The organism is Pedobacter sp. GW460-11-11-14-TSB4, from assembly GCF_059423705.1.
On the sequence record NZ_JBWKYI010000034.1, the window covers coordinates 20,221 to 40,127 of the forward strand.

Genomic DNA, 19,907 nt, shown 5'->3' on the forward strand with positions numbered 1-19,907 from the left:
ATAACCCACCAATCGTCCTCGTTTGTAACGAGGATGACTGAGATTCGCATTTGTAATGCATTAAACTATCCAATAGCGATAAAATCGCCTTTTCCTTCCATCCTCGTTTGTAACGAGGACGATGAAAGGGAAAAGACTTACTTCCGTGTAAATCTGTGCCCTCCTTGGCAAATGCCTTTATACTATACAAACCCAAATGACAAGAGCATAACCGAATAAAATCGTGTTTATGCTTTAGTATTGTTATCTTTGTATAATTCTCCTTTCCACTCACCTTTCAAAACAAAACAATTAAATAAAATATGGCTAAATCTCAGGCAACATACAGTAAAAAAGAGAACGAAAAAAAACGATTAAAAAAACAAAAAGACAAACAAGAGAAAAAAGAAGAGCGTCAGGCTAATGCCAAAAAAGGTTTAGCGCTTGAAGATATGATGGCTTATGTTGATGAAAACGGAAACATCTCTTCAACTCCACCAGATCCGAAGAAAAAGAAAGTAATTAACACCGAAGATATTCAGATCGGTATTTCAAGACAAGAAGACATCATCGATGAAAATCCTGTTAAAAAAGGAACAGTTACATTCTTTAACGACAGTAAAGGTTACGGTTTTATTAAAAACACTGAAACACAAGACAGTATTTTCGTTCACGCAAATGGTTTAATCACTCAGATTAAAGAGGGTGATAAAGTTACATTCGAAGTAGAAATGGGTCAAAAAGGACCAACTGCTGTTAAAGTATCAAAGGTCTAACAACCACAATTCAATTCTTTTTGCGATTCCTAATTGCAAAACATGATTAAAATTCTGCAGAAAACTCTGCTGCGCTAGGTTTTATAACCATATATAATTCCGTCTATTTAAGCATAAAACCTTGCGCAAAATTTTACTCTTTCTATTTATTTTAGAAAATCAGGTTTCAGTGTGCATCGGCCAATCCGGTCCCGCCATCGCTATTTTCCTCATTCCGCTGCGCTTCCATTCCGGGCTATCCGCTCTGTCGGGTTTAAGGTGGCCAGAACAATAGTCCTTTCAAAGAAGGAAATACATGAAAAATATTTGCACTATAAAAAGAATAATATTTTTCAGGTTAAAACTTATGGTTGCAACAATTGTTTTATTCTGATTGTCTTTTTGCCAGTAGCATAAACCTTTGTTAATAAACCCGATAACAACGACAGCCCCCGATTTTTCTTCGGGGCTAAAGTGTATAGCGGGGCAGGTTTTGCCATCAACTACTGCTGTCCATTTTCAAAAAAAATAAAATTTTTTCTAATCTCGGTGTGGAATTTGTGCACGGTTTACATCATTAACGTACACACAAAGAAAATACATTATGAAAAAGTTAATAGCACTTGCACTGGTTGCATTTTTAGGATTATCAACAGCGATGGCTCAACAAGTAGATTTACGCAGAAAAATTAATGTTAGCGGAACTGCAGAAACAGAAGTAACCCCCGATATTATTTACATCGGCATTTCACTTAAAGAATACTTAAACGGCAAGAAAAAAGTAGACATTACAGAACTGGAAAAACAATTGTATGCCGCTGTACAAAAAGCGGGCATTGCAAAAGAAAATTTAACCATTAGCAATTTAAGCAGCTGGAACTACGCTGCAGAAAAAAAGAAAAATCCTGATTTCTTAGCGAGCAAACAATATCGTTTAAAAGTTAGCGATCTGAATAAATTCAACGCCATATTAGAGTCGATTGATGCCAAAGGAATTGCCAATACGAATATTGAAAGCTACGATTATTCTAAAATTGAAAGTTTAAAAAAAGAGCTTAAAATTAAAGCTTTATTGGCTGCAAAAGAAAAAGCAGCTTACATGGTCGAAGCATTAGGCGATAAATTAGGTGGTGTAATTGAGATACAAGACGGTGGAGACAATGTAATACAACCGGTTTATAGAAATTATGCAATGAAAGCTGAAATGGCTGATGCCGCTAGCGCTCCTGAAATTGATTTCAAAAAAATTAAGCTGAATTTCACGGTGAATGCCATTTTCGAGATCAAATAAGAATTTTAATTGTTAAATCAAGGCTTTTTAAAACCTACCAGAACATTTTGGTAGGTTTTTTGTTACGTAGAGGTCGAACACTAAAAAATTATATATTATGAAAAAATTCATCTACACGCTAGCCTTGGTTTTCTCTTTAGGCATTAGTTTTAATTCAGCTCAGGCAGCTGATAAACCTGCGAAAAACCCAACAGAATTAACTGCTGAACAAGCCGTGAAACTGGAAAGAATTAAAACCCGTGTTGAAGAGATCAGAGACATGGACAAATCGAACTTAACAAGAGCAGAACGTAAAGCATTACGTAGCGAGTTAAGAGAATTAAAAGGGCAAGCCCGTGCAGTTTCTGGAGGTGTTTACCTTTCAGTTGGTGCAATCATCATCATCATTTTATTGTTGATCCTGATTTTATAATCAATACGCATCACATCTATCTATATAAAAAACAAAAAGCTTTGCAGCAATGCAAAGCTTTTTTTATGCCCTCACCCTTTTAACGGGCTTAGCAATGCGTAGCGTCTGTGCATTCCCTCTCCTGAAGGAGTGGGAGGCTCAAATAGAAGCCTAAGCAGTTGCTATAATAGGGTGAGGTTTAATCAATAATATCAAATCCGGTGTACTTTACTAAAGCTTCCGGAATTTTAATACCGTTCTCCGTTTGGTAGTTTTCTAAAATTGAAGCCACAATACGCGGTAGCGCCAATGCACTTCCATTTAAGGAGTGAGCCAGTTGCGCCTTACCTTCTTTTCCTTTAAAACGCAATTTCAAACGGTTACTCTGATAAGTTTCGAAATTTGATACAGAAGAAACTTCTAACCAGCGCTCTTGAGCAGCACTCCAAACCTCCATATCGTAAGTCATGGCCGAAGTAAAGCCCATATCGCCACCGCACAAACGCAGCACACGGTAATGTAAGCCCAGTTCCTGTAAAAGAGACTGAACATATAGGCTCATATCTTCTAAAGTTTCGTAAGATTGATCAGGATGTGTAATCTGCACGACTTCTACCTTATCAAACTGGTGTAAACGGTTTAAACCACGTACATGCGCACCATAAGAACCCGCTTCTCTACGGAAACAAGGTGTATAGGCCGTATTTTTAATCGGAAGATCTTCTTCCTTAACAATTACATCACGGTATAAATTGGTTACCGGTACTTCGGCAGTTGGAATTAAATATAAATCATCAACTGTTGAATGATACATCTGCCCTTCCTTATCGGGTAACTGCCCGGTACCAAAACCTGAAGCTGCATTAACCAGGTGAGGTACCTGCATTTCTTTATAACCAGCTGCAGTAGCATGATCTAAGAAGAAATTGATGAGTGCCCGTTGTAACCTGGCGCCTTTTCCTTTATATACCGGAAAACCAGCACCAGTAATTTTTACACCCAGTTCGAAATCGATAATATCATATTTCGCCGCAAGCTCCCAATGCGGTAAAGCTTTGCTTGGTAACTGGGCAGGCTCACCATGTGTTAAAACAATCTCGTTATCATCTGCAGTTGATCCCTGTTTGACTAAATGATATGGTAAATTCGGCAACTGCACAATTAAATTATGCTGAGCCGTTTCCAGCTCGTTTAGTTTATCGCTCAGGTTTTTGATATTTTCTTTATGAGAAGCAGTTTGCGCCTTAATCGCTTCAGCTTCTTCTTTTTTACCCGTACGCATTAAATCGCCAATCTGTTTGGCAGCTGCATTAGCCTCAGCGGAAATATTATCCAGGGAAGTTTGTGTAGAACGGCGGTCTTCATCTATTTTGATGATTTCGTCTACCAGTTCTGGCTGTTTAAAATTACGGATACTTAAACGTTCTAAAACTTTCTCTCTATTTTCGCGGATATAGTTAACTTGCAGCATTATTTAATTTTTTAAGCAAAGATAGCAAGAGTTTGGAGTTTGGGGTAAGGAGTTTGGAAAAAACTGCAAACCGTTAACTTTAAACTGCAAACTGAAATATGGATGGCAAACTATTTCTCGTACCAACGCCCATAGGCAATTTGGAGGATATGACCTTTAGGGCAATCCGTATATTAAAAGAATGCGATTTAATCCTCGCTGAAGATACCCGTACCAGCGCCCCGATGCTCAAACATTTTGGCATCGATAAAAGAGTTTTCTCGCACCACCAGCACAACGAACATAAGGCCACTTCTGAGATTATTAAGTTTCTAAATGAAGGGCAAAAAATAGCGCTGATATCCGACGCCGGAACACCTGCCATTTCCGACCCGGGTTTCTTCCTGGTACGCGAAGCCATCAAAAATGATATTGCCGTAGAGTGTTTACCCGGTGCAACAGCTTTTGTACCTGCCCTGGTTAACTCGGGCTTACCTGCAGATGCCTTTTGTTTCGAAGGATTTTTGCCGGTTAAAAAAGGCAGACAAACCAAGTTCAAAAAATTGGCCGAAGAAGACCGCACCATTATACTTTATGAAAGTCCGCACCGTTTATTAAAAACTTTAGAGGAATTTGCACAGTATTTGGGTGCCGACAGGCAGGCATCGGTAAGTAGAGAACTGACCAAAATGTTCGAAGAAACCGTACGCGGAACTTTAGTAGAAATAAAATCACATTTTGAAAACAATACTTTAAAAGGAGAATTTGTAATTTGCATAGCGGGGAAACCCAACATTAAAAGCAAAAACAAATATGAAGATGCTGAAGAGTAGCATCAGAAAATAAGCAACACACCAATTTTAAAAACATTATGATTAGCATAGATAGATTTCTGAGTGACGAACAAGACCCAAAAGCGGTTGAAAAAGTTATTGGAAAATTAAACGACCTTTTAACAACAGGCGAAGAACTTTTATATTTAGCGGTACAGAAAAAACCGGCAGTAAACTTGTTACCAGATAGCATCGCGATTTCGAACAAGCGCATTTTTTATTGCGAGCCAGGTAATTTAGGCTTAACCATGAATTTCAAGGATATTTCGTGGAAAAGCATAAAAGAGGTGTCGTTTAAAGAAGAGTTTTTTGGTTCTAAATTTATCTGTGTACCCCAGCATGGCGAAAATATCGTAACCGAATTTATTCCGAAAGTACAGGCGCGTAAATTACATCAGGCTGCGAATCAGCAATTAGAAGAGTATAAGGAAATGCTTCGTCAGCAAAAACTGGAAGAAAACCGTGCAACGGCTTCTCCGATTAGCTTGAACGCTCAACCCCTTGCCGAAATTCCGGCTTACGAACCAACTCCGGAACCCGTTCAACCTGTGATCCAGATTGCTGAGGTAGTTGAAGAGCCGGAAGACGAAACCACCTTAAAATTACGCAAGCTTAAAACTTTGTACGATAAACACCTCATTACGCAGGAAGAATACGAAGCTAAAAAAGCAAATATTTTAGATAGTTTGTAAAACTAATCCCCTCGAGTTGTCACGTTGAGCTTGTCGAAACGTCAAATTATAATTAATTAGTCCTTCGACAAGCTCAGGATGACAATATTGCGCCAGCACTTAAAATGAACAAGAAACAAACCTACCTCCTCGCCCTCTTAAGTGCATTTTTACTTTGGCTAGCCTGGCCACCAATGCCCTTTACCACCCCATTATTACTGATTGGTTTGGTTCCTTTGTTTATCGCCCTGGAAGCCATTGGCCATGCGAACACCAAAAAACAGGGTAAAAGGATTTTCTTAACCGCAGGCCTAACTTTTTTAGTTTGGAATACCGCATCAATCTACTGGGTGTATAACGCCATAAGTGCCTACAATGGCGCGGCAGTAGCCCTACCTGTTTCTTTAATTCCTTACGGATTAGGGGCACTTTTAATGACTTTTGCTTTTTGGTTATACTATCGTTTGGGCAAATACGTCAATAGAAAAATCGCCTACCTCGGGTTAATTGCTTTTTATATCGCTTTAGAATATTTACAGCAAACCTGGGATTTAGCTTTCCCCTGGATGACTTTAGGAAATGGTTTGGCAGGCATGCACCAGTTGGCACAATGGTACGATTACACTGGCGTTTACGGAGGTTCATTATGGATTTTGGTCAGCAATATTTTAGCATTCGAGGCCTACAAAAAATTCAAATCCCAAACCGGTTATTTAAGGTTTAGAACCGCAGGAATCTGGGCTCTAGTGGTACTTATTCCCATCAGTATTTCATTAACCAAATATTTCACTGCCGGGCAAATAGGTACTCCAAGTAACGTAGTCGTGGTTCAACCAAATATCGATCCTTATCAAAAGCTGGAAAATATTCCAACTGCTGAGCAGATTAAAATATTAACACACTTATCAGATTCTATCGGGCAAACCAATACCGAATATTTTATCTGGCCTGAAACGGCTATTCCAAATTACGCAGATGAGGATAGAATCCGGAGTAATCCTGATTTTTATACCATTCAAAGTTTTTTAAACAAATACAAAAATGGAACACTGATTACCGGAATTGAAAGCAAAAAAATCTATCAGACCAAGAAAACACTTTCAGCAAAATACGACCCGCAAAGCAACCAGTATTGGGATAATTTTAACACAGCCATGCAGGTAGAAAATTCGGCAAATGTTCAGTTTTACCATAAATCGAAACTCGTTCCGGGAGCCGAAAAAATGCCTTTCCCTAAAGTATTTTCTTTTATGGATGGTGTGTTTTCACAATTAGGCGGAAGTGTAAGCGGCTGGGGATGGCAGGAAAAACCTAGTGTTCTGTATGCACAAAGTGGTATTGGTGCCGCTCCTGTTGTTTGTTACGAAAGTTTATGGGGCGACTGGATTGGTATGCAGATTAAAGATGGGGCTCAATTTATTGCCATTATTACCAACGATGGCTGGTGGGGAAATACCTCTGGTAAAGACCAGCACATGATGTACGCTAAACTAAGGGCAATTGAAACCCACCGTGATGTAGCCCGCTCGGCCAATACGGGTATTTCCTGTTTTATCAATCAACGTGGCGATGTTACACAAAGCACCAAATGGTGGACAAGAACTGCCATTAAAGCAAACATCAATTTAAATGACGAAATTACTTTTTACGTAAAAAGCGGCGATATCATTGCAAAAATATTGAGTGTTTTAGCGGTTATCCTATCCTTGATTATTCCTTATAGAAAATGGGTGAAAAAATAAGCCCATTAGTAAATTTCTAATTATAAAAAACATGCAACAGTTTAAAAACCTTAGGTGGTCTGTTTTATTATTGTTACTCACCTTAAATTTTGGCTGCGATCAGATTTCTAAAAAAATTGTGCGTACCGAGATCAGCGATTACGAGCATATCAGCATCATAAAAGACCGTTTTACCTTAACCAAAGTAGAAAATAGCGGTGCGTTTTTAAGCCTTGGCGATAATATGCCTTATATTTTCAGGCTCATTATTTTAACTGGCTTGCCCTTATTATTTTTGGGCTATGGTTTGTATTTCCTGTTTGCCAAACGTAATTTACCAATCAGTATGCAAATTGCTTTGTGTTTTCTGATCGGTGGCGGCATCGGCAACCTATACGATCGGATTGTACATGGGTCGGTTACCGATTTTATGCATATGGATTTTTATATCTTCCAGACAGGTGTTTTCAATTTTGCTGATATTTCGATTATGATTGGGGTAGGCATATTGCTTTTTCAATCGATTAGAAACAGTACGCTAAAACAACCAGTAGATTAGGGCAAAAGACAAGATCGGGCTATACTAATTAAAAATACAAAAAATATGTACTAAAAATACAGACTTGTATTATTTATGTTATATTTATACTGTAATCTCAATTACAGCATATTACGATCTAAACCAAAAACCTAAACTATGAAAAATCTATTCAAAAAAACTGCGCTGATTGCATTGCTATCAGTAGTCGTGATCTCATGTTCGAAAAAAAATGAGGTACCAGCCGATCTGGAAAACGAAACCACTCAAAATCAAAAAGTTCTTGCCTACATCAAAAATCTTGGATTTTCAGATGCTCAGATTGTAGAAAGCGGAGATAATTATGTTGTTGATGGCGATATCGTATTTAGCAAAAACATGGAAGTTCCTGCTGATAACGGAAAACCGATAACAGAACAGTATTATAATGGAAATATTGTAACCAATAGCAGTAATATCCGTGTTAAAATCGATCCTTCGATAAACAGCATGATCAGCGAAATCAATTCTGCAATCAACCAATGGAATACCGTACCGAACTCTAAAATCAAATTTGTAATTACAACAGGTACTGTTTATGATATTCTAATTAAAGTAGATAATACCATCGGCAGTTCAACATGTGGACAGGCTTATTTATCGACATCTAACGGTAAGGCTGGCAATACGGTTTGGATTAATAAAAACCTGATTCAAAACAACTCTTTTGCACAGCGACAAAGAACCATCACACATGAATTCGGACATACCATTTCATTTAAACACACCAACCAATCTACCACCATTAATGTACCAGGGGTTGGAGGAACCGATGCCTTATCATTAATGAACGGCGGACAATGTGGAAGTGGCGCAACTGTTTTATCAGCAAAGGATAAACAGGCAACTGCCGTATTGTACCCTTTATAATTTAAAAATCAGATAAACAACCTAAAAAGATCGTAATGAAAGGGAAGCTGTTTCTTTTGAAGCAGCTTCTTTTTTTTGGAAAGCTTATTCAAATAGGATTTAAAATGATTTTAACAAGATGATTTCTTAACAAAGAATTACCGCCATTAAACAAACATATTTTTATCTTTAGGTGTTAAACAATCTAAAAATAAAATCCAATCATGAAAAGAAATGCAACAGCCGTATGGCAAGGCTCTATTAAAGAAGGCAATGGTAACATCACTACACAAAGTACGACTTTAAATAATACTCAATATTCTTTTAATTCGCGTTTTGCAGAAGGCGTTGGCACAAATCCAGAGGAATTAATTGCTGCTGCGCATGCAGGCTGTTTTACCATGAAATTATCAGCTAACTTAACTGAAGCAGGATTTACAGCCGATAAACTGGAAACCAAATGCGAAATCAACCTCGATCCATCTAAAGGTGAAATTGTAGAATCACATTTGACTCTAACTGCTTCTGTTCCGAATTTAACACAGGAAAAATTTGATGAACTGGTAGCTGATGCAGAAAAAAACTGCCCGATCTCTAAATTATTAAACACCACGATTACTGTTGATGCTACTTTAGCATAAATAAAATAAATTTTCTTTGTCATGCTGAGTTACGAAGCATCTGCACCTAATCTCAGCATGACAACTTGTTCTCCATTGCAGCTAAAAACATAAAATTTTTCATAACTTAGTTTTATAAGCTAAGTTAACATGAAAAGATCTCTCTTATTTTTAGGCACTGTTTTATGCTTAAGCAGTTGTATCACTTTAAGTAGTAAAAATGAAAATGCCTTTAGTACAGCTGCTAATGTTGAAGATGCTAAAACTAATGCTATAGGCATTGACACTACTTCTGAGCAGGGTTTATTTCATGTGGCCAGTTTTGATGAAGATGTGGCGACAAGGAAGCTTGCCGTTAGTAAAATAAACAATCAGGCAAATCTATTTCATATCGCCAGTTTTAATGATGATGCAGAAGTAAGGAAAATTGCGGTTGAAAAAATGGATAATCAAGCCAATTTATTTCACATTGCAAGCTTTGATGACGATGGGGCAGTAAGGAAAATTGCGGTTGCAAAAATGGATAATCAAGCCAACTTATTTCACATTGCAAGCTTTGATGGCGATGGTGCGGTGAGGAAAATTGCGGTTGGAAAAATGGATAATCAAGCAAATTTATTTCACATCGCGAATTTTGATGACGATGTTGCAGTAAGGAAAATTGCGATTGCAAAAATGGATAATCAAGCAAATTTACTTCACATTGCAAACTTTGATAAAGATGTTGCGGTGCGGAAAATTGCGGTTGGAAAAATGGATAATCAAGCAAACCTATTTCATATTGCCTGTTTTGACGGTAATGCAGAAGTGCGAAAAATTGCAGTTGGTAAAATGAACAATCAGGCAAATCTAAACCACATTATCGCTTTTGAAAAAGAAAGTGAGGTTAGGCAACTTGCATTAAGTCAACTCAATCGCAATTAATCAATTGGCAGTTTTCAGTTGGCAGTTCACAGTTTGTAGTAATCATTAGTTAAAACGGTTGGACCATACAACCATTTAGCAATCCCAACAATTAAACAATTAGCAAGTTCAACATTCTAACCTTTCAACCACTACGCCATATATTTCCCTACAATCGGCATTCTTCTGCCCATACCAAAAGCTTTCGGCGATACCCTTAAAATAGGTGGTGTTTGATAACGTTTAAATTCTGCAACATTAACCATTTTCAAAATCCGCAGTACCAATGCCTCGTCAAAACCCTGAGCAATAATGGCTTTCGAGCCCTGTTTCTTTTCGATGTGCTGATATAATATTTTATCGAGAATTTCATATTCAGGTAAGGAATCAGAATCTTTTTGATCAGGCCTTAACTCTGCTGATGGTGGTTTAACAATGGTATTGATCGGGATAATTTCCCTTTCTTTATTAATGTACCTCGCCAGCTCAAAAACCTGCATTTTATACACATCGCCAATTACCCCAATGGCGCCGCACATATCGCCGTACAAGGTACCATAACCCACTGCGCACTCACTTTTGTTCGAGGTATTTAATAAAATATAACCGAACTTATTACTCATGGCCATATTAATAATGCCACGGATACGGGCCTGGATATTCTCTTCGGCTAGGTTGAAAGGCAGCCCTTTAAAAGCCGGCGCCAATATATGATCAAAAGCTTCGGCAACTTCTTTAATGGGCACAATTTCGTGCATGCAACCAATGTTATTAACCAAATCTAAAGCATCCTGAACCGAATGGTCGGAAGAAAATTTAGAAGGCATTAAAACGGCCATTACATTCTCCGGGCCTAACGCGCGACAAGCCAGGGCGCAAACTACAGCCGAATCAATTCCACCAGACAGTCCTAAAACGGCTTTACTGAAACCAGATTTCCTGAAATAATCTTTTATACCTAAAATTAACGCATCGTGAATCTGCTCAATATCGGTTAATCTTTCAGATTGGGGATATTTGTTGCGCACATTTTCAACCTCTTCCAGATCAAAAACCTGAAGGTCTTCTTCAAAATACTTCATTTCTGCTTTCACAGCTCCATCAGCATCGAAAACCAAAGAGCCACCATCAAAAATAATCTCGGTCTGTGCACCAACCTGGTTTACGTAAAATACCGGCAAATTATATTTCTTTGCATTATCGCCCAACACCTTAATCCGTTCATCATCATGGGTATAAGAGAATGGGGATGCCGCAATGTTAATCATCACATCCGGCTGCTCCTTAATCAACTCATCCATCGGGTTAGATACATACAGTGGATTATCGTTGATATTCCACAGGTCTTCACAAATGGTTAGTGCAATTTTTTTACCCTTAAAATCGATACAATTAAACTGTGTGGCGGGTTCGAAATAGCGGTATTCATCAAATACATCGTAAGTTGGCAACAGTGCTTTTTTAACCACTGCTTTAACTTTTCCCCCTTCGATAAAATAGGCTGCATTAAACAAATCTTTTCCTTGTAATACCTCGTTTTTAATTGGGAGGCCAACAATACAAGCAATATCGGTACAATGTCTGGCAATTTCCTGTACAGCGCTTTCGCACAATACAATAAACTCATCAAACTCCAAAAAATCTCTTGGCGGATAACCACAGATAGCCAGTTCGGCAAAAACTACCAAATCAGCACCTTTATCTTTCGCCAATTGAATATTTTCGGTTATTTTTTTTGTGTTGGTTTCGAAGTTTCCGATATGGTAATTGAGTTGTGCTAGCGCTATTTTCATGGTTAATGTATCAAGTAGTAAGTAAAGGTATCAGGACAAATATCCAGATTAAAAGAATACGCCGAAATTAAGCGCCAAATAATGATTTCTAACATCTCTGGCTTTATCAGTTACAATATTTGTGAAACCGTTATTAAAAGTTAAACCGGCCACAATGCTGGTATTGTTCGAAATATCAAATTCGCCACCTCCACCGATAATTAATCCGGCGCGGTAAAATTTGGTGTAATCGTTAATCTTCTCATTGCTTAGTTTAACGCCCGCTCCAACAGCATCCTGCTTTGCGCCTAAAAGAAACGAATTGGATAAACCAAACTGGCCATACCAGCGTTTACCGTCTTCTTTTATCGTTTTTAGTTTGACCGTTAAAGGCAGCTCCAGGTATTGAAGTTTATATTTCAAATCGTAAGCTACCGGCACCGCCGTACCACCCGCATTAGGCGTAGGCCGCATAATGTTTGAAGGATCTACCTCTGTACTCTTACCGTTTATAGTGGTAACCGTTAAGGCAGTAGAAAAACTATAATTCGGGGCAAAATTAAAATCGCCCATTAATCCGTAAGAAAAGCCCAAAGCTATTCCATCTGTTTTTCCCTGCTCAGGTTTAATCCAGCCAAAAGTTGGGGTAGCGGTTAAACCTAATCTAAAGCCATAACTGGTTAAAGGTGAGTTTTGCGCCCATGCGCCAAAACTTAAAACAGACAAAATTAAAATGGTTGATATTCTTTTCATGCTATAGGTGTTTATATATATTTGTTGTACATGATGTATAACGTAAAACACTGGCAAATTTATCTAATTTTTCTTTTTGCCATCACATTTATTTCCTGCAGGCAAAACAACAGGCCCGATGTAAGTAATATACAGCTAAACATCAAAATCGAAAGATTTGATAACGAGCTGTTTGCAGGGAAAAACAAAAATGTAATTGAGGTAGATAAACAGCTTGCTTCAAAGTATGGCATGTTTTATTACGATTTTATCCACCAGATTCTAGACAGTAAATATTCGAATACCGAATCGTTGACCAATTTATACCACGACCAAGCCTATACCGATTTGAGCAAAGAGGTAGATAGTGTTTTTCCAAACTTAAAGTCACAGGAAGAGGGATTGACCGAAACTTTCAAATACATTAAGTACTATTACCCGAAAGCGAAGGTTCCAAAATTTATTTCATTTGCTTCAGGTTTTGCTTACCAAATGCCAGTGGGCGATAACTACTTGGGTATTGGCCTGGACATGTTTCTGGGTAAAGACAGCAAATTTTATAGGGCTATTGTTCAAAGTGTACCCTTATACCTTTCGAGGAGGTTTGCACCTGAATATATTGTGCCACGCGTAGCCGAAACCTACGCCCACGAGGAACTTTTTGCAGAGCCTGACGACAATAGAACCCTGTTATCTAAAATGATCTTCCAGGGAAAGGTTTTATACTTTCTTGATCAGGTTTTGCCCGAAAACTTAAGCGATTCTACCAAAATCGGATATACTCAACAGCAATTAGAATGGGCACAAAATTTCGAAGGAGATATTTGGGCATATTTTTTGGAGAACAATTACCTGTATGAAACTGATTACCAAAAAATCCAGGTGTTTTTATCTGAAGGACCTTTTACCCCGGGTTTAGGTGAAAACAGAGATTCGGCACCAAAATTGGGTGTATGGATGGGTTGGCAAATTGTTAAAAAATATATGAAATCGCATCCTGATGTTACTTTGCAACAGTTAATGGCAGATAACGATGCGCAGAAAATTTTAAATCAATCGAAGTATAAACCGAAACAACAGAAATAGTTTTCGGTTGGCAGTGATCAGTTTACAGTTAACCGATTAACCAATTCAAACCATTAACCCAAAAGAATGAAAGTTGGCATTGTATTATCAGGCGGAGGCATTAGGGGAATAGCACATTTAGGCGTTTTAAAGGCCTTTAGCAATTTGGGGATTACCTTTAGTCACATTAGCGGAACAAGTGCAGGAGCAATAGCCGGAGCCTTTTTTGCTGCTGGTATAGATCCCGAAGAAGGATTAAATATTTTCCTTAAAACAAAACTCTGGCGCTTTGTACGCCCGGCAGTAGGTTCTTTAGGCTTAATTAATATTGAGAATACCGCTTTAATTTTAAAGGAATATTTTCCTGAAGATTCGATTGAGAAGCTTAAAATACCTTTAACCATTGCTGCCGTAAACTTTAGCGAAGGCCGGTTGGTTTATTTTACAAAAGGACCGCTTATCAGGGCTATTCATGCCTCCAGCTGTATTCCCGGCATTTTTAAACCCATTATGATTGATGGGCAGATGTATGTGGATGGCGGTATTTTAAATAATTTTCCGGTTGAACCTTTGATGGATGAATGCGATTTTATTATCGGCTCGTCTTGTAACCACCTTAAGCCGGTTGATAAAATTACAGGTATTACCAATTTAATGGGGCGTGCAGGTATAATGTCTATCAACCATGATATGGAAAGAAAAGCAAAATTCTGTAATGTGTTAATCGAACCAAAAGGATTAGGCGCCATTAGTACGTTCGATATGAAACGTGCTGAAGATATTTATTGGCTGGCACACGAAGAAGCCCTGATTACCATTAAAAACAGTCCGACAATTTCTGAATTAATTAAAAAGTAAAAGCTACTCCAAATAATAGGGCTTTCAAAAATGTAATTCTACAACTACACATAAATAGAAAATATTCATCAAAAATATAGTGTAAAACATACACTTATGCAATAAAAATATTACAATTCTCTTGGTGGTAACATATTAATATTTTACTTTAGGATTATACTTCGCAAATACGAAGGAATAAACCTAAAAGTCTATCTATGTTTTTCAACCTAATTATTCTTTTCCAAAGAAGAAGAATTCCTGTTTTTACCATTTTCTAACTTGATTTTCAGTAAAAACAGATCATTAATTTTTTTACCTAAAAAAACCTAAAACATGAAATTTTTAAAATCAAATAAAACCCTATTAACAGCCCTTGCGCTAACCACAGTATTATTCGCTTGTAAAAAAGAAAGACCAACAGAAACAGCAGATTTAGAAAAACCAGAAACAACTGCTGTTAATCCGCTTGGTAATATCCAGATCTGTACCGAAAGATCTTTAGATGGTACTACCCCTAGGGGCGCCGTTCTAAAATCAACAAAATGGACTCCGGGAGCCACAATTAAAGTGAGTTTAAATGGAAGCACGGCAGCTATCAGGGCCAAAGTTATCCAATATGCGAAAGCATGGGAACAATATGCAAACATCAAATTCAACTTTGTAACAAACGACAATACAGCCAAAATCAGGGTAAGTTTTGTGAGTGGAGATGGATCTTGGTCATATATTGGAAAATCAACACCTAGTACTGGTGCAACCATGAACTACGGTTGGTTAACCTCAAGTACAGCAGATTCGGAATATAGTCGCGTGGTAATCCACGAATTCGGTCATGCCTTAGGATTAATCCATGAGCACCAACACCCATTAGTGGCCATTCCCTGGGATAAACCTGCTGTTTACGCTTATTATGCTGCAGCGCCAAATTATTGGACCCAGGCAGATGTAGACAATAATTTATTTGCAAAATACAGTACTACACAAACCAATTATAGTGCTTATGATAAATATTCCATCATGCACTATTCAGTTCCGAATGAATTAACCATCGGCGATTTCGAAGTGGGATGGAATACCGTATTATCACCTACTGATAAATCATTTATTGCTTCAGTATATCCATTTTAGAAAATAAAATAATTACACATAGTGGTAATATTAGCCATTATGTGTATTTTTCTGCTATAAAATAAAAAATAGATATGCTGATTGCTTTGCGGATTTCATTTGTCAAACCATTTTTAACCTGTTTAACCCTCCTTCTATTTTACATAAGTGCATTGGCGCAAAACCCATCTCCTAAATGGGAGTTAAAACCTTATTTTGGTATTCAGCAATCTAAATTTGATTGGTCTATTGCCGGTAATGCTGCCGGAACCAGTCCGAATGTATTATCAGAACTGATCTGGAAAAACATTAAAGGACCGAGTTATGGATTAGACATCAAATACCATATCACCGACCGGCTCAGTATTAAAGCCGCCAACCAATACAGCAACATAACTAAGGGTGAAGCAGAAGATACCGATTACGCAGACGATAACCGGCAAAGTGCATTTTATTTTGACCTGCTCAACGCAAATAAAGGTTATTTATACAATGCCGATTTACAGCTCAGTTACCAACTATTAAAGTTTGGGCAATTTAACATTAATCCAATTGCCGGGCTCTCCTACCAGCAGCAAAAATTTCACCTGTTAGAAAGTGCAAATAACCCTGAAAGCAAAGGTTTAAACTCTACTTATGAAGCACGATATAAAGGTTTCGATTTCGGAGCAGAATTTGTTCTTAAAACGCAGAAATTTAGTGTGGGCGCCACGGTTTTAGGTGGTTTTTATACTTATTCGGCAAAAGCCAACTGGAATTTAATACCCGATTTTGCAAAACCTGTAAGCTTTACGCATAAGGCAAATTCCTTTGCATTAAGTGGTGATATTAATCTGGCTGTACCATTAAACAAAAGTTTACGGTTAGGACTTAACTACAAGATCAATAACATCAACACGTACGCTGGCGTAGATAAAGCCTATTTTAATAGCCGGCCAACTGAGGAAACTCAATTTAATGGTGCAAATTTTAGAAAAAACGCCATATTACTAGGCTTAAATTTTAGCTTTTAGCTTCTTAAGGCCACTAAGCGTTCGCCTTCCAATACCGGAATGGTTTTGCAAAGATTGAGCTGCAAACAGAAAACAACATCTTCTTCTATATTCAACTGCGCCAGGCGATGGCTATGTGATGATTTGTGAAGGTATTTCCTTAAATCTGATTTAGCTAAGGCATACAAATCTTCTGCAGCCACACTGGAATCATCAAAATGTTCGAAATTTTGACGCAGGTTATTCACCACTGCACCAGCAAAAAGGGTATCTTCTAAATTAAACTGATCTTTCCATCCCGCACAGAGCAAAAGCACATTTTTATCCTGGCTTTTCAAATATTCGCAAAGAAAATCTAAATTCAGGAAAGATCCAATTACAACCTGATAGGCTCTTTTTTGTGCCAAATGTAAGGCTTTGGTGCCATTGGTTGTAGTTAAAACAACCGTTTTTCCGTTTACTTTCTCATGGGTGTAAGAGAATGGCGAATTGCCGAAATCGTATCCCGCTACCACTTCTCCATTTCGTTCTGCTGCCAATAAAAATCCGCTATCGCGATAAGCTAAACAATCTTCCACATTAGCTACAGGAATAATCGCTTCAGCGCCATTATCTATCCCGTAAGTAATAGATGAAGTGGCTCTTAAAATGTCGATCACGACCACAATACTCTGTTCTATATCGTACAAGTCGATTAAGGCCGGAGTTAAACAAACTTCTATTTTTTTTGACATGTAAAGGGAGGTGAAAGGTGAAGGGCAAAAGGTTTAAGGTTATAAGGATCTGCCCTCCGCCTTAAACCTTAAACCCCAAGCCTTATTTATAAAAAGGAAACTTAACCACTTTAGCCTTAATTGGCGTATTGCGGATTAAAATAAAAACTTCAGTTCCTTCTTTAGTGAAATCTTTTGCGATGTAGCCCATACCAATTGCTTTTTGCAATGAAGGTGCCTGGGTACCAGAAGTTACTTTACCAATGATATTTCCTTCGGCATCAGCAATTTCATAATCATGACGCGGAATACCACGATCGATCATTTCGAAACCAACCAGTTTCTTTTGAATACCAGCTTCTTTTTGTGCCAATAATGCTTCTGAATTGGTAAAAGATTTAGAAAATTTTGTAATCCAGCCTAAACCAGCTTCTATAGGTGAAGTGCTATCATCAATATCATTTCCATATAAACAGAAACCCATTTCTAAACGCAAAGTATCGCGGGCACCTAAGCCAATTGGCTGAATGTTGTATGGTGCACCTGCTTTAAAAATCGCATCCCAAATTTGATCAGCATATTGGTTTTCGAAATAAATCTCGAAACCACCAGCTCCGGTATAACCCGTTGCAGAAATCACTACGTTATCAACACCAGCGAAGGTACCTTTAACGAAAGTATAATACTCCATTGATGCCAAATCAACATCAGTTAATGTTTGTAAAGCATCTGCTGCTTTTGGTCCCTGAATGGCTAAAAGCGAAGTTTGATCAGAAATATTGTGCATTTCAACATCTTTCGAGTTGAATTGTTGAATCCAGTTCCAGTCTTTTTCTATGTTAGAAGCATTTACCACTAACATATAGGTTTTATCGTCTATTTTGTAAACCAAAAGATCGTCTACAATACCACCATCTTTGTTCGGCAAACAAGAGTACTGAACTTTTCCATCATATAATTTAGCAGCATCATTACTGGTTACACGTTGAATAAGATCTAATGCATTTTCACCTTTAAGAATAAATTCGCCCATGTGGCTTACATCAAAAACACCTACACCATTACGAACAGTTGCATGTTCGGCGTTAATACCTTCGTAAGTAACAGGCATATTGTAACCTGCAAATGGAACCATTTTAGCGCCTAAAGCGATGTGTTTTTCTGTTAATGCGGTGTTTTTCATCCGTAAATTTTATATTTTATGATAATGAAGCGATTGTAATTTATTAATCCTTAATATGATGATTTCATCTTTATTCTTCGTGGGGCAAAACTACTAAGAAAAAGACAAAATTTTGAGGTTAATTTTAAGGAGTTTTTTAGAAGACTGCTTATCGTAATCGTCATGCTGAACTTGCTTCAGCATCTATTTAAGAGATTTCCAGCGTTGACAATTTTTCTTTCCAAGTGCATAGAAAAGTTGTCAACTCTTATATACTTACGCGCTCACCAATTCTTCGTAAATCTTCAGCATTTTACTGGAAATTAAATGCACGCCGTGGTCGGTTTCGACCGTTTTACGGGCGTTCTCTCCTATCTCTACCCAACGCTTAGGGTTGATGATGCATTGTAAAATGGAGCGATAGAATTCATCTGCAGAATCAGCAATTAAAATATCGTGCCCATGCCGGCAATTAATGCCCTCTGCAGCGGTAGTTGTAGCAATAATGCATTTTTTCATGGCCATGCCTTCAATAATTTTCACCCGCATGCCGGTACCCGAAATTAAAGGAACAATCATAATCGCCTTCGAATTCATAAATTCTACGGCATCGAAAACCTCTCCTTCTACAATCAGGTTTTCAGAATCGTATTCGAAGAAATGTTTCTGCATGTTTTTCCCCGCAATATAAAAACGCAGGTCTTTATTCAGTTTTTCAATATCGGGCCAGATATCATCCAAAAACCATTCTAATCCTTCCTGATTTGGTCGCCAATCCATCGCACCCAAATGAAAAAGTGTAGGGAAACTGGTTTTGGTTTTATCTACCTTATATTTTTCCAGATCGATGGCAACAGGAAAAACCGACATTGGAATTTCGCAGCCAAACCTCAATATACTTTGGCGGTCGGGCTCGGAAATGGCAAAAATCTGGTGAAAACGGTTAATCTGATCCGTTTCATACGCTTTAAGCCGTTGGGCTAAAAAAGCTAGGTATTTGCGCCGAATGAGAAACTTTTCTGAATGAGAAAGACGTTCCCACAAAGTAAACTCTATGTTATGCGCCCGGTAAATCAGCTTTGCATTGCTATTTGCCTTAACCACATCCAGATAAGGCACGACAAAGAGTCCTTCAAACTGGATGATATCAAACACATTTTCGCGCAGGAGATTTTCTAACTGCCGCGCAGCATCTTCGCTATAGTACCTGGAAACATTATAGGATTCGTTGGTGAAAATATTAAAAAATGCCGACCACACATTTACATCGGTATCTAAATCGTAGGTGTGGTATTTAATCTGTTCAAAAATAGGATCGTATATATCTTCGATATCAATCCGTCCTTTTGTGGGGTTGAGGCTAAACAAAGTAATATCTGCACCAAGTTGCAGTAAACCTTTTATGGTATTATAAACCACAATGGGATAACCACTATTTGGCGGAAAGGGAACCCGCTTAGTAATCAACAGAATTTTCACGATGT

20 protein-coding genes are annotated in these 19,907 nt (G+C 37.9%); 14 read left to right on the forward strand and 6 right to left on the reverse strand.

Annotated elements, in window-relative coordinates; genetic code table 11:
• The first annotated feature begins 302 nt into the window (after positions 1–302).
• The 3 genes from AC07YT_RS22315 (at position 303) to AC07YT_RS22325 (ending at position 2,437) form a co-directional block, all read left to right on the forward strand.
• Positions 303–755, forward strand: a complete 453-nt coding sequence (locus AC07YT_RS22315; protein ID WP_029277369.1) for a cold-shock protein — start codon at positions 303–305, stop codon at positions 753–755.
• A gap of 583 nt (positions 756–1,338) precedes the next feature.
• The gene (locus AC07YT_RS22320; RefSeq protein WP_086548961.1) at positions 1,339–2,025 is read left to right on the forward strand and encodes an SIMPL domain-containing protein; all 687 of its coding nucleotides are present in this window, start codon (positions 1,339–1,341) and stop codon (positions 2,023–2,025) included.
• A 97-nt stretch (positions 2,026–2,122) separates the two neighbouring features.
• Positions 2,123–2,437, forward strand: a complete 315-nt coding sequence (locus AC07YT_RS22325; protein WP_029277363.1) for a seryl-tRNA synthetase — start codon at positions 2,123–2,125, stop codon at positions 2,435–2,437.
• A 178-nt stretch (positions 2,438–2,615) separates the two neighbouring features.
• Here AC07YT_RS22325 and serS read toward each other — a convergent pair whose 3' ends face one another.
• The gene (gene serS, locus AC07YT_RS22330) at positions 2,616–3,887 is read right to left on the reverse strand and encodes a serine--tRNA ligase (RefSeq protein WP_086548960.1); all 1,272 of its coding nucleotides are present in this window, start codon (positions 3,885–3,887) and stop codon (positions 2,616–2,618) included.
• 98 nt (positions 3,888–3,985) lie between these two features.
• Between serS and rsmI the strand changes: the two genes are divergently transcribed.
• From rsmI to AC07YT_RS22365, 7 genes are all read left to right on the forward strand, one after another.
• On the forward strand, positions 3,986–4,699 hold the full coding sequence (gene rsmI / locus AC07YT_RS22335) for a 16S rRNA (cytidine(1402)-2'-O)-methyltransferase (RefSeq protein ID WP_029277358.1): 714 nt from the start codon (positions 3,986–3,988) through the stop codon (positions 4,697–4,699).
• A gap of 38 nt (positions 4,700–4,737) precedes the next feature.
• Entirely contained in the window at positions 4,738–5,391 is a 654-nt protein-coding gene (locus tag AC07YT_RS22340; protein ID WP_086548959.1) for a PH domain-containing protein, read from the forward strand.
• A gap of 104 nt (positions 5,392–5,495) precedes the next feature.
• Entirely contained in the window at positions 5,496–7,112 is a 1,617-nt protein-coding gene (gene lnt / locus AC07YT_RS22345) for an apolipoprotein N-acyltransferase (protein WP_086548958.1), read from the forward strand.
• A 31-nt stretch (positions 7,113–7,143) separates the two neighbouring features.
• Positions 7,144–7,650 carry a signal peptidase II gene (lspA, locus tag AC07YT_RS22350; RefSeq protein WP_086548957.1) on the forward strand — a complete coding sequence of 169 codons (507 nt, stop codon included), beginning with the start codon at positions 7,144–7,146 and terminating at the stop codon, positions 7,648–7,650.
• Between the two features lie 138 nt (positions 7,651–7,788).
• Positions 7,789–8,538 carry a M57 family metalloprotease gene (locus AC07YT_RS22355; protein WP_086548956.1) on the forward strand — a complete coding sequence of 250 codons (750 nt, stop codon included), beginning with the start codon at positions 7,789–7,791 and terminating at the stop codon, positions 8,536–8,538.
• Between the two features lie 203 nt (positions 8,539–8,741).
• Positions 8,742–9,158, forward strand: coding sequence for an OsmC family protein (locus AC07YT_RS22360; RefSeq protein ID WP_086548955.1), 417 nt, complete (start codon positions 8,742–8,744; stop codon positions 9,156–9,158).
• Positions 9,159–9,287: 129 nt separating this feature from the next.
• Entirely contained in the window at positions 9,288–10,061 is a 774-nt protein-coding gene (locus AC07YT_RS22365; RefSeq protein ID WP_086548954.1) for a hypothetical protein, read from the forward strand.
• Positions 10,062–10,192: 131 nt separating this feature from the next.
• Here AC07YT_RS22365 and AC07YT_RS22370 read toward each other — a convergent pair whose 3' ends face one another.
• Positions 10,193–11,833 carry an NAD+ synthase gene (locus AC07YT_RS22370; RefSeq protein ID WP_086548953.1) on the reverse strand — a complete coding sequence of 547 codons (1,641 nt, stop codon included), beginning with the start codon at positions 11,831–11,833 and terminating at the stop codon, positions 10,193–10,195.
• A gap of 48 nt (positions 11,834–11,881) precedes the next feature.
• Complete coding sequence (locus AC07YT_RS22375; RefSeq protein ID WP_086548952.1) at positions 11,882–12,565, reverse strand: porin family protein; 684 nt, start codon at positions 12,563–12,565, stop codon at positions 11,882–11,884.
• 30 nt (positions 12,566–12,595) lie between these two features.
• On the opposite strand from AC07YT_RS22375, the gene gldB reads away from it, so the two are divergent.
• From gldB to AC07YT_RS22395, 4 genes are all read left to right on the forward strand, one after another.
• Positions 12,596–13,630, forward strand: a complete 1,035-nt coding sequence (gene gldB, locus AC07YT_RS22380; protein WP_086548951.1) for a gliding motility lipoprotein GldB — start codon at positions 12,596–12,598, stop codon at positions 13,628–13,630.
• A 66-nt stretch (positions 13,631–13,696) separates the two neighbouring features.
• A complete protein-coding gene (locus AC07YT_RS22385) occupies positions 13,697–14,467 on the forward strand; it encodes a patatin-like phospholipase family protein (protein WP_086548950.1) in 771 nt (256 codons plus the stop codon).
• A gap of 315 nt (positions 14,468–14,782) precedes the next feature.
• Positions 14,783–15,577 carry a M12 family metallopeptidase gene (locus tag AC07YT_RS22390; protein WP_086548949.1) on the forward strand — a complete coding sequence of 265 codons (795 nt, stop codon included), beginning with the start codon at positions 14,783–14,785 and terminating at the stop codon, positions 15,575–15,577.
• Between the two features lie 152 nt (positions 15,578–15,729).
• Entirely contained in the window at positions 15,730–16,569 is an 840-nt protein-coding gene (locus AC07YT_RS22395) for an omptin family outer membrane protease (protein WP_494945537.1), read from the forward strand.
• On the opposite strand, the gene AC07YT_RS22400 is transcribed toward AC07YT_RS22395, so the two are convergent.
• The 3 genes from AC07YT_RS22400 to AC07YT_RS22410 all read right to left on the reverse strand — a co-directional run bounded on the left by AC07YT_RS22400 (position 16,566) and on the right by AC07YT_RS22410 (position 19,902).
• On the reverse strand, positions 16,566–17,282 hold the full coding sequence (locus AC07YT_RS22400; RefSeq protein ID WP_086548947.1) for a 2-phosphosulfolactate phosphatase: 717 nt from the start codon (positions 17,280–17,282) through the stop codon (positions 16,566–16,568). The genes AC07YT_RS22395 and AC07YT_RS22400 overlap by 4 nt on opposite strands.
• Positions 17,283–17,364: 82 nt before the next feature.
• Entirely contained in the window at positions 17,365–18,444 is a 1,080-nt protein-coding gene (gene gcvT, locus AC07YT_RS22405; RefSeq protein ID WP_086548946.1) for a glycine cleavage system aminomethyltransferase GcvT, read from the reverse strand.
• A 255-nt stretch (positions 18,445–18,699) separates the two neighbouring features.
• Positions 18,700–19,902 (reverse strand): glycosyltransferase family 4 protein, encoded by a 1,203-nt coding sequence (locus tag AC07YT_RS22410; RefSeq protein ID WP_086548945.1) that lies wholly within the window; start codon positions 19,900–19,902, stop codon positions 18,700–18,702.
• Between the last annotated feature and the right edge of the window lie 5 nt (positions 19,903–19,907).

What these genes read in the sequence shown, in the direction of transcription:
- AC07YT_RS22315 (WP_029277369.1), top strand. Translation starts at nt 303, where the DNA reads ATGGCTAAATCTCAGGCAACATACAGTAAAAAAGAGAACGAAAAAAAA.
- AC07YT_RS22320 (WP_086548961.1), top strand. Translation starts at nt 1,339, where the DNA reads ATGAAAAAGTTAATAGCACTTGCACTGGTTGCATTTTTAGGATTATCA.
- AC07YT_RS22325 (WP_029277363.1), top strand. Translation starts at nt 2,123, where the DNA reads ATGAAAAAATTCATCTACACGCTAGCCTTGGTTTTCTCTTTAGGCATT.
- serS (WP_086548960.1), bottom strand. Translation starts at nt 3,887, where the DNA reads ATGCTGCAAGTTAACTATATCCGCGAAAATAGAGAGAAAGTTTTAGAA.
- rsmI (WP_029277358.1), top strand. Translation starts at nt 3,986, where the DNA reads ATGGATGGCAAACTATTTCTCGTACCAACGCCCATAGGCAATTTGGAG.
- AC07YT_RS22340 (WP_086548959.1), top strand. Translation starts at nt 4,738, where the DNA reads ATGATTAGCATAGATAGATTTCTGAGTGACGAACAAGACCCAAAAGCG.
- lnt (WP_086548958.1), top strand. Translation starts at nt 5,496, where the DNA reads ATGAACAAGAAACAAACCTACCTCCTCGCCCTCTTAAGTGCATTTTTA.
- lspA (WP_086548957.1), top strand. Translation starts at nt 7,144, where the DNA reads ATGCAACAGTTTAAAAACCTTAGGTGGTCTGTTTTATTATTGTTACTC.
- AC07YT_RS22355 (WP_086548956.1), top strand. Translation starts at nt 7,789, where the DNA reads ATGAAAAATCTATTCAAAAAAACTGCGCTGATTGCATTGCTATCAGTA.
- AC07YT_RS22360 (WP_086548955.1), top strand. Translation starts at nt 8,742, where the DNA reads ATGAAAAGAAATGCAACAGCCGTATGGCAAGGCTCTATTAAAGAAGGC.
- AC07YT_RS22365 (WP_086548954.1), top strand. Translation starts at nt 9,288, where the DNA reads ATGAAAAGATCTCTCTTATTTTTAGGCACTGTTTTATGCTTAAGCAGT.
- AC07YT_RS22370 (WP_086548953.1), bottom strand. Translation starts at nt 11,833, where the DNA reads ATGAAAATAGCGCTAGCACAACTCAATTACCATATCGGAAACTTCGAA.
- AC07YT_RS22375 (WP_086548952.1), bottom strand. Translation starts at nt 12,565, where the DNA reads ATGAAAAGAATATCAACCATTTTAATTTTGTCTGTTTTAAGTTTTGGC.
- gldB (WP_086548951.1), top strand. Translation starts at nt 12,596, where the DNA reads ATGATGTATAACGTAAAACACTGGCAAATTTATCTAATTTTTCTTTTT.
- AC07YT_RS22385 (WP_086548950.1), top strand. Translation starts at nt 13,697, where the DNA reads ATGAAAGTTGGCATTGTATTATCAGGCGGAGGCATTAGGGGAATAGCA.
- AC07YT_RS22390 (WP_086548949.1), top strand. Translation starts at nt 14,783, where the DNA reads ATGAAATTTTTAAAATCAAATAAAACCCTATTAACAGCCCTTGCGCTA.
- AC07YT_RS22400 (WP_086548947.1), bottom strand. Translation starts at nt 17,282, where the DNA reads ATGTCAAAAAAAATAGAAGTTTGTTTAACTCCGGCCTTAATCGACTTG.
- gcvT (WP_086548946.1), bottom strand. Translation starts at nt 18,444, where the DNA reads ATGAAAAACACCGCATTAACAGAAAAACACATCGCTTTAGGCGCTAAA.